This window comes from Streptomyces thermovulgaris (genome assembly GCF_002155915.1).
Classification (GTDB): domain Bacteria; phylum Actinomycetota; class Actinomycetes; order Streptomycetales; family Streptomycetaceae; genus Streptomyces; species Streptomyces thermovulgaris.
In genome coordinates, this window is record NZ_MUME01000418.1 from 1 (window position 1) to 9,232 (window position 9,232).

General features: G+C 69.6%; 7 protein-coding genes. 4 read left to right on the plus strand and 3 right to left on the minus strand.

Translation table 11 applies throughout. From position 1 onward, the window contains the following. Nucleotides 1-533: response regulator transcription factor (locus CCN35_RS25655; RefSeq protein ID WP_107501097.1), on the plus strand; the 533-nt coding region annotated here is incomplete at its 5' end. Between the two features lie 11 nt (nucleotides 534-544). Then, on the plus strand, nucleotides 545-1,906 hold the full coding sequence (cseC, locus tag CCN35_RS25660) for a two-component system sensor histidine kinase CseC (RefSeq protein WP_067393579.1): 1,362 nt from the start codon (nucleotides 545-547) through the stop codon (nucleotides 1,904-1,906). 31 nt (nucleotides 1,907-1,937) lie between these two features. On the opposite strand, the gene CCN35_RS25665 is transcribed toward cseC, so the two are convergent. Beyond that, nucleotides 1,938-3,530: an MDR family MFS transporter gene (locus tag CCN35_RS25665; protein ID WP_067393582.1), complete on the minus strand. Its 1,593-nt coding sequence runs from the start codon at nucleotides 3,528-3,530 to the stop codon at nucleotides 1,938-1,940. A gap of 150 nt (nucleotides 3,531-3,680) precedes the next feature. Here CCN35_RS25665 and CCN35_RS25670 point away from each other — a divergent pair, with 150 nt between their 5' ends. Beyond that, a complete protein-coding gene (locus CCN35_RS25670) occupies nucleotides 3,681-4,277 on the plus strand; it encodes a TetR/AcrR family transcriptional regulator (protein ID WP_067393585.1) in 597 nt (198 codons plus the stop codon). 72 nt (nucleotides 4,278-4,349) lie between these two features. Here CCN35_RS25670 and CCN35_RS25675 read toward each other — a convergent pair whose 3' ends face one another. After that, a complete protein-coding gene (locus CCN35_RS25675; RefSeq protein ID WP_067393588.1) occupies nucleotides 4,350-4,922 on the minus strand; it encodes a M23 family metallopeptidase in 573 nt (190 codons plus the stop codon). 470 nt (nucleotides 4,923-5,392) lie between these two features. On the opposite strand from CCN35_RS25675, the gene CCN35_RS25680 reads away from it, so the two are divergent. Next, on the plus strand, nucleotides 5,393-6,052 hold the full coding sequence (locus CCN35_RS25680; protein WP_086794507.1) for an HAD family acid phosphatase: 660 nt from the start codon (nucleotides 5,393-5,395) through the stop codon (nucleotides 6,050-6,052). A gap of 107 nt (nucleotides 6,053-6,159) precedes the next feature. On the opposite strand, the gene CCN35_RS25685 is transcribed toward CCN35_RS25680, so the two are convergent. After that, nucleotides 6,160-8,685, minus strand: a complete 2,526-nt coding sequence (locus CCN35_RS25685; protein ID WP_067393595.1) for an ATP-dependent Clp protease ATP-binding subunit — start codon at nucleotides 8,683-8,685, stop codon at nucleotides 6,160-6,162. Nucleotides 8,686-9,232 lie beyond the last annotated feature (547 nt).

Genomic DNA, 9,232 nt, shown 5'->3' on the forward strand with positions numbered 1-9,232 from the left:
CGACTCGTCGCGGATGCGGCGTCAGCCTGTGCCGCCGCATCCGCGACGAGTCGACGGTGCCGGTGATCATGCTGTCCGCGCGTGCCGACCCGATCGACGTGGTCCTGGGCCTGGAGGCGGGGGCCGACGACTATGTGACCAAGCCGTTCGACGGGGCCGTGCTGGTCGCCCGGATCCGCGCGGTGCTGCGCCGCTTCGGGCACGCCGCCGGCGCCCGGGACGGCCGGGATCCCTCGGCGGAAAACGGCGGGGTGCTGACCTTCGGCGACCTGGAGGTCGACACGGAGGGGATGGAGGTGCACCGGGCCGGCCGGCCGGTGGCGCTCACGCCCACGGAGATGCGGCTGCTGCTCGAGTTCTCCTCGGCACCGGGCACGGTCCTGTCCCGTGACACGCTGCTGAAGCGGGTGTGGGGTCACGGCTGGGGCGGCGACACCCGCGTGGTCGACGTCCATGTGCAGCGCCTGCGCACGAAGATCGGCCAGAACCGCATCGAGACGGTCCGCGGCTTCGGCTACAAGCTGAAAGCCTGAGCGGAGCGGCCATGCGGGCAATCACACGGCGTCCGCTCCTGGCTCGCCCAGGGCGCCCGGGACGGCGCACGGGGATCCGCACGGGGCTGCGGTGGAAGCTCAGCGCGGCGATCGCACTGGTCGGCGCGCTGGTGGCGCTGGCGCTGAGCCTGGTGGTGCACAACGCCGCACGGATGTCGATGCTCGACAACGCGCGCGACCTGGCCGTCGAACGGGTCCGGATCGCCCAGCGGAGCTACGAGCTGTCGGGCCGGCCGAACTTCCCCGGGGTCCGGGTCGACGACCCGGAGCTGCCGCCCGAGCTGCAAAGGATGGTCGAGCAGGGCCGGCAGGCGACGTATGTGAGCGACCCCGGGGACCGGCCGGCCCTCATCTGGGCGGCCGTCCCGGTCGCGGACGGCCATGTGCTGTCCCTGCGCACGCATGTGACCGACCGCAGCGCGAACATGCTCGACGACCTCGACCAGGCGCTGGTCATCGGCTCCATCGCGGTCGTGCTCGGCGGCAGCGCGCTGGGGGTGCTGATCGGGGGCGGGCTCTCGCGCCGGCTGCGCAAGGCGGCGACCGCGGCCAACCAGGTCGCCCAGGGCGCGCGGGACGTACGGGTGCAGGACGCCATCGGCGGTGTCGTACGGGACGAGACCGACGACCTGGCGCGCGCGGTGGACGCGATGGCGGACGCCCTGCAGCAGCGGCTGGAGGCGGAGCGCCGGGTCACGGCGGACATCGCGCACGAGCTGCGCACTCCGGTGACCGGGCTGCTGACGGCGGCCGAGCTGCTGCCGCCCGGCCGGCCGACGGAGCTGGTCCTGGACCGTGCGAGGGCCATGCGCACCCTGGTCGAGGACGTGCTGGAGGTGGCCCGGCTCGACGGTGCCTCCGAGCGGGCCGAGCTGCAGGACGTCCTGCTGGGCGAGTTCGTCGCCCGGCGGGTGGCGGCCAAGGACCCGGACGTCGAGGTGCGCGTGGTGCACGAGTCGAGGGTGACGACCGATCCGCGGCGTCTGGAGCGGGTGCTGTTCAATCTGCTCGCCAACGCCGCCCGGCACGGCAGGCCGCCGATCGAGGTGACCGTGGAGGGCCGGGTCGTCCGGGTGCGCGACCACGGGCCGGGCTTTCCCGAGGAGCTGCTCGCCGAGGGCCCGAGCCGCTTCCGCACCGGCAGCAGGGACCGCGCCGGGCACGGCCACGGCCTCGGTCTGACCATCGCCACCGGCCAGGCCCGTGTCCTCGGCGCCCGGCTGACCTTCCGCAACGTCCGCCCGGCGGGCGCCCCCGACCACGTTCCGGCCGAGGGCGCGGTCGCCGTGCTGTGGCTGCCGGAGCGCGCACCGGCGGACACGGGGAGCCGTCCCCTGCTCCGGGAGCGGTAGGTGTCCTTCGGGCCGTGGCGGCGGCGCACGGTCAGACGGCCTGGGTCACGGTCTCCTGCGCCTGCGCCCCGGGCCCGCCGTCCTGGCCCTGCTGCGCCGGTCCCGCTCCCTTCAGCGGGACCTCCTTGACGAACACCGCGGCGACGAGCGCGACGACCGCCACCACGGCGCCCAGCAGGAACGCCGAGTGCGTACCGGAGGACACCGCGTGCTGGTAGGCCTCCCGGACCTGCTCCGGCAGCCTGGCCAGGCTCGCCGCGTCCAGCTGCGCGGAGTGCTCGGTGATCCTCGAGCCCACGGCGCCTCCCCGCCCGGCCATCTCGTGCTGGACGCGGTCGTTGAACAGCGCGCCCATGATCGCGACGCCGAAGGAGGAGCCGAGCGTACGGAACAGGGTGACGGTGGAGGAGGCCACGCCCATGTCCTTCATCTCCACGCTGTTCTGCGCGACCAGCATGGTGATCTGCATCAGGCAGCCCATGCCGGCGCCGAGGACGGCCATGTACAGGCCGGAGGTGAGACGGGTGGTGCCGGTGTCCATCAGGGACAGCAGGTACAGCCCGGCGGCCATCAGCGCGCTGCCGAGGATCGGGAAGACCTTGTACCGGCCGCTGCTGGTGGTGATCCGGCCGGCGATCAGCGACACGACCATCGTCGCGCCGAGCAGCGGCAGGAGCAGCAGACCGGAGTTGGTCGCGGAGGCGCCCTGCACCGCCTGCTGGTAGAGCGGCAGGAAGAGCACCGCGCCGAACATCACGAAGCCGGTGATGAAGCCGACCAGCGTCATCAGGCTGAAGTTGCGGTTGCGGAAGATGTGCAGCGGCATGACCGGCTCGGCCGCCCTGGTCTGCCAGAACACGAATCCGGTGAGCGCGACGACGCCGATCACGGCGAGCTGCACGATCCGTGCGGAGGTCCAGGCGTACTCCGTGCCGCCCCAGGTGGTGACGAGCACGACGGCGCTGATGCCGACGGTCAGCAGCACGGCGCCCAGGTAGTCGATCCGCGCCTGCGCCCGCCTCTTCGGCAGGTGCAGTACGGCGCTGAGCGCGACGAGCGCCACCACGCCGAGGGGAAGGTTGATGTAGAAGGCCCAGCGCCAGCCCCAGTTGTCCGTGATCGTGCCGCCGACCAGCGGACCGCCGATCATCGCCAGCGCCATCACGCCGGCCATCATGCCCTGGTACCTGCCGCGCTCACGGGGCGGGACCAGGTCGCCGATGATGGCCATCACCCCGACCATCAGGCCGCCGGCGCCCAGGCCCTGGACGGCGCGGAAGCCGATCAGCTGCCCCATGGTCTGCGCCATGCCGCTCAGCGCGGAGCCGATCAGGAAGATCACGATCGAGGTCAGGAAGACGCCCTTGCGCCCGTACATGTCGCCGAGCTTGCCCCACAGCGGTGTGGCCGCGGCGGTCGCGAGGGTGTAGGCGGTGACCACCCATGACAGGTGCTCGAGCCCCCCGAGCTCACCGACGATCGTGGGCATCGCGGTGCCCACGATCATGTTGTCCAGCATCGCGAGCATCATCGCGATCATGAGTGCGAGCAGGACGACCCGCACGCTCCTGGGTCGTATGCCGCTCCGGCCGGTGTCCGGCCCGGCCGCCACGGTGTCCGCCATGTGTACTGCTCCCCCATCCGATTGCCACTTACTTGCCGACCGGCAAGTTGATTACACTCCGAAAAAGTAGGACCGCCACTAGCCGGTCGTCAAGTAAGTTTCGGCGGCCGGCCGCCAGGTAGGTTCTCAGTGAGCGCGAGGAGTACGAGGATGAGCCCCACCATGGACGGCACCAAGCAGCGGCGCCGCGGAGACACCCGCCAGCGCATCCTGGACGTGGCGCTGGAACTCTTCGCCGAGCAGGGCTACGAGAAGACCTCCCTGCGGGAGATCGCCGAGCGCCTGGGCGTCACCAAGGCGGCCCTGTACTACCACTTCAAGACGAAGGAGGAGATCCTCGTCAGCCTCTTCGAGAGCCTCACACGGCCGATGGAGGAGCTGATCGAGTGGGGCCGGCGGCAGCCGCACACGCTGGAGACCAAGCAGGAGATCGTCCGGCGCTACGACCAGGCGCTCGCCGGGGCCGCGCCGCTGTTCCGCTTCATGCAGGAGAACCAGGCGACGGTCCGGGAGCTGCGCATCGGGGAGACCTTCAAGCAGCGGATGCGCGGCCTGAAGGACATCATCGTCGACCCGGACGCGACCATGACCGACCAGGTCCGCTGCTTCACCGCCCTCCTGACGCTGCACGCCGGGATGTTCCTCATGCAGGACCTCGGAGGCGACCTCGAGGAACGGCGCAAGGCCGCGCTCGAGGTCGCCGTCGACCTGGTGACCCAGGCGCACCGGGACGCGCACGCGTCCTGACACACCACCGCCGCCCGCTGATTCCAGCGGGCGGCGGCACGGTGCGGCGATCGGAGCCGGGCGGGCGGTGTCTCAGGGCCGCAGGTAGGCCAGCGGGTTGACCGCGGAGCCGTAGTTCGGGGTGGTACGGATCTCGAAGTGCAGGTGCGGACCGGTGGAGTTGCCGGTGTTGCCGGACAGGGCGATGCGCTGGCCCGCGGCGACCTTCTGGCCGATCTTCACATCGATGCGGGAGAGGTGCGCGTACTGGGAGTACTTCCCGTTGGCGTGCTTGAGGACGACGGCGTTGCCGTAGGCGGGGCCGTCACCGGCACCGTTGGGGCCGGCCTTGACGACGGTGCCGGCGCTCGCGGCGAGAACCGGGGTGCCGACCGGCACGGCGAAGTCCTGACCGCTGTGCTTGTTCGCCCAGCGAGCACCGTTCTGGTTGAAGCCGGCGGTGAGCTTGTAGTTCTTCACCGGGGTGACCCAGGTGGCAGCCGACTTGGCGGAGACGGCGGCGGGAGCCGCCGTGGTCCCGGCGGCGGACGCTGCACCCGCACCCGCACCCAGGGCGACCGAGACTCCCAGGCCGGCCGCCAGGAGGGCGGCACGGGTGCGGAGCTTGGCCGGACGGGCGGAACGGAACGTGGCGCGCTGGAACATCGAAACCTCTGGGGGTGGGGGACGGGGAAACCACCCGGAGGAAGAGCTGGCCTCGCCGGGCGGCGATCCCTTGGTAACCCCGCCGCTCATCGACGCTCAAACACCCTCACTACGAGGCAAAGTAGTAAGAGCGGGCAGTGGCGTACGTCTCTTGACGACCAGCCCATTTGGGACAAATGCCCTGTAGAGGGCCCATGACGGCCTGCCCCATCGCCCGAATTGTCCGATTTCTCGATCGCCACTCCGTACTAAATGTCCTAGTACCGGGACAAACCCTCTGTGCGCCTTGTCACCAAAAGGCGGAATTCTGCCTCCTTTTCCTGTGACCGGCTTCATGTGGTGCCGGTCTCAGCGGAGTTACTTTCTGGTAATTTCTCGGTTCCCCTCTCGCCACCCCGCTCCGTGAGCATCATGTACACAACAAACCCATGTACACAACAAACCAGTGTCACGGACGCGAGAGGACCCCCATGACCACAGGCACCTGGACGCGCCGCGCCCGCCTGACCGTCCTCGCCACGGTCGCCGCCACGGTGTTCGCCGTCCCCGCCGGCGCCCAGGCCGCGACGAACACTCCGGTCTCCGCCACGGGCACCACGGCGACGGCCACGGCCGCCGCCACGGCCGCGGCGGAGAAGGTCGACTACGACACCTGGCAGCGGGACTGCCAGGCCGTGATGGACGAGGCCATGCCCTATCTGCGGCAGCGGATCGCGAACAGCAGACCGGGCGAGAAGCAGGCCATCGTGCTCGACATCGACAACACGGCCCTGGAGACCGACTTCGGCTTCAGCTTCCCCCAGCCCGCCAACAAGCCCGTGCTGAAGGCCGCCCAGTACGCCCAGGAGAACGGTGTCTCCCTGTTCTTCGTCACGGCCCGCCCGGGCATCCTCAAGGACGTGACGCGGTTCAACCTCACGCACGAGGGCTACCGCGTCGACGGCCTCCACGTCCGCGGCCTGCTCGACCTGTTCAAGGACGTCGCCGACTACAAGACCGCCCAGCGCGCCGCCATCGAGGCCAAGGGCTACACGATCATCGCGAACATCGGCAACAGCCCGTCCGACCTGTCCGGCGGGCACGCCGAGAGGACCTTCAAGCTGCCGGACTACGACGGCCAGTTGTCCTGACCGGCCCGGCGCGGCGCACGAGGCGCACAAAGGGGCTGCCCCGGGACTCGAAGTCCCGGGGCAGCCCCTTTGTCGGTCCTGTGCGGTCCAGGACGGCCGCGGCGGCCTTACACGTCCTTGCTCAGGTTCGGCCCGGCTCCGCCGGCCGCCTGCTCGATCGGCGGGACGTCCGGCAGCGCCGACTTCTCCTCGCCGCGGAAGGTGAAGACCTGGTCCTCTCCCTCGCCCTCGGTGTCCACGACCACGATGTGACCGGGGCGCAGCTCGCCGAAGAGGATCTTCTCGGAGAGCGCGTCCTCGATCTCGCGCTGGATCGTCCGGCGCAGCGGCCGGGCGCCCAGAACGGGGTCGTAGCCCTTCTTGGCCAGCAGCTCCTTGGCGGACTGGGAGAGCTCGATGCCCATGTCCCGGTCCTTCAGGCGCTCGTCCACCTTGCTGATCATCAGGTCGACGATCCGCAGGATGTCCTCCTGCGTCAGCTGCGGGAAGACGACCACGTCGTCGACACGGTTGAGGAACTCGGGCCGGAAGTGCTGCTTGAGCTCGTCCGACACCTTGTTCTTCATCCGCTCGTAGTTGGTCTTCGTGTCGCCCTGGGCGGCGAAGCCCAGGTTGAAGCCCTTGGAGATGTCCCGGGTGCCGAGGTTGGTGGTCATGATGATGACCGTGTTCTTGAAGTCCACGACCCGGCCCTGGGAGTCGGTCAGGCGACCGTCCTCCAGGATCTGCAGCAGCGAGTTGAAGATGTCCGGGTGGGCCTTCTCGACCTCGTCGAACAGGACGACCGAGAACGGCTTGCGGCGCACCTTCTCCGTCAGCTGACCGCCCTCCTCGTAGCCCACGTAGCCGGGGGGCGAGCCGAAGAGGCGGGAGACCGTGTGCTTCTCGCTGAACTCCGACATGTCGAGGGAGATCAGCGCGTCCTCGTCGCCGAAGAGGAACTCCGCCAGCGCCTTGGACAGCTCGGTCTTACCGACACCGGACGGGCCGGCGAAGATGAACGAGCCGCCGGGGCGCTTGGGGTCCTTCAGACCCGCACGCGTACGCCGGATCGCCCGGGACAGCGCCTTGACGGCGTCGTCCTGGCCGATGACCCGCTTGTGCAGCTCCTCCTCCATGCGGAGCAGGCGGCTGGACTCCTCCTCGGTCAGCTTGAAGACCGGGATGCCGGTGGCCGTGGCGAGGACCTCGGCGATCAGGTCGCCGTCGACCTCGGCGACGACGTCCATGTCGCCGGCCTTCCACTCCTTCTCCCGCTTGGCCTTGGCGGCCAGGAGCTGCTTCTCCTTGTCGCGCAGGGCAGCGGCCTTCTCGAAGTCCTGCGAGTCGATCGCGGACTCCTTGTCCCGGCGGACGGCGGCGATCTTCTCGTCGAACTCGCGCAGGTCCGGCGGCGCGGTCATCCGGCGGATGCGCATCCGGGAGCCGGCCTCGTCGATCAGGTCGATCGCCTTGTCCGGCAGGAAGCGGTCCGAGATGTACCGGTCGGCCAGAGTGGCGGCCTGGACCAGCGCCTCGTCGGTGATGGAGACGCGGTGGTGCGCCTCGTACCGATCGCGCAGGCCCTTGAGGATCTCGATCGTGTGCGGCAGGGACGGCTCGGCGACCTGGATGGGCTGGAAGCGGCGCTCCAGGGCCGCGTCCTTCTCCAGGTGCTTGCGGTACTCGTCCAGGGTGGTCGCGCCGATGGTCTGCAGCTCGCCGCGGGCCAGCATCGGCTTGAGGATGCTCGCCGCGTCGATGGCGCCCTCGGCGGCGCCCGCACCCACCAGCGTGTGCAGCTCGTCGATGAACAGGATGATGTCGCCGCGGGTGCGGATCTCCTTGAGCACCTTCTTCAGGCGCTCCTCGAAGTCACCGCGGTAACGGGAGCCGGCGACCAGGGCACCGAGGTCCAGGGTGTAGAGGTGCTTGTCCTTGAGGGTCTCGGGCACCTCGCCCTTGACGATGGCCTGGGCCAGCCCCTCGACGACGGCGGTCTTGCCGACGCCGGGCTCACCGATCAGCACCGGGTTGTTCTTGGTCCGGCGGGACAGCACCTGCATGACCCGCTCGATCTCCTTCTCGCGCCCGATGACCGGGTCGAGCTTGCCCTCTCGAGCGGCCTGGGTGAGGTTCCGGCCGAACTGGTCGAGGACCAGGGACGTCGAGGGCGTGCCCTCGGCAGGCCCGCCGGCCGTGGCGGTCTCCTTGCCCTGGTAACCGGAGAGCAGCTGGATCACCTGCTGCCGCACCCGGTTGAGGTCGGCGCCCAGCTTCACCAGGACCTGGGCGGCGACGCCCTCGCCCTCGCGGATCAGGCCGAGCAGGATGTGCTCCGTGCCGATGTAGTTGTGGCCCAGCTGAAGAGCCTCGCGGAGCGACAGCTCCAGGACCTTCTTGGCACGGGGGGTGAAGGGAATGTGACCCGACGGCGCCTGCTGGCCCTGGCCGATGATCTCTTCCACCTGCTGGCGGACCGCCTCGAGCGAAATCCCGAGGCTCTCAAGGGCCTTGGCGGCGACACCCTCACCCTCGTGGATCAAGCCCAGGAGAATGTGCTCGGTGCCGATGTAGTTGTGGTTGAGCATCCGGGCTTCTTCCTGAGCCAGGACGACAACCCGCCGCGCGCGGTCGGTGAACCTCTCGAACATCGTTAATCGCTCCTCAGAGCGGTCAGGCAGTGGGGGGTACTTCCCCTCCCTGTCCTTCCGCAGCTTAGTCCCGCAAGCGGGGACCGCTCATTCCAACTGCCGACACCGTCCTTGGCCTCCTGACCTCGACTGCCGACATCCGTTCCAACCCGATGGTGCGAGACGATGTTCCCGCAGGCCAGGCAGATACCCCAGTCGCCACTACGCCGATGGCGAACGTGAGACTCGGCTGCCCGGGTGCCGCCTGCGCGTCGACCCCTCCCACTAGGCATGTCTTACCCGCACGCACCGACAGTCCATGCCGCGCGCGCCCATTCCCTCAGCTACGGGCGAACATCCTTGCGCTCCCTCCTTGCTCCCTCGCGCCCTCGATTCGCCACTTGGGGCACACCCCCTGGCACTCATCGTGACTTCCGTGCGCGCCCGACGGTTGCACCCGGCATGGCCGACAGCCTCTCCGCGATTTCTTCTCCGTCCCCCCATCTTCCGTCGTCCTGCCCTGCGCCGCCCTGTCTTCCGTCCCCCCGCCGGCCGCCCGGCCCCGGTG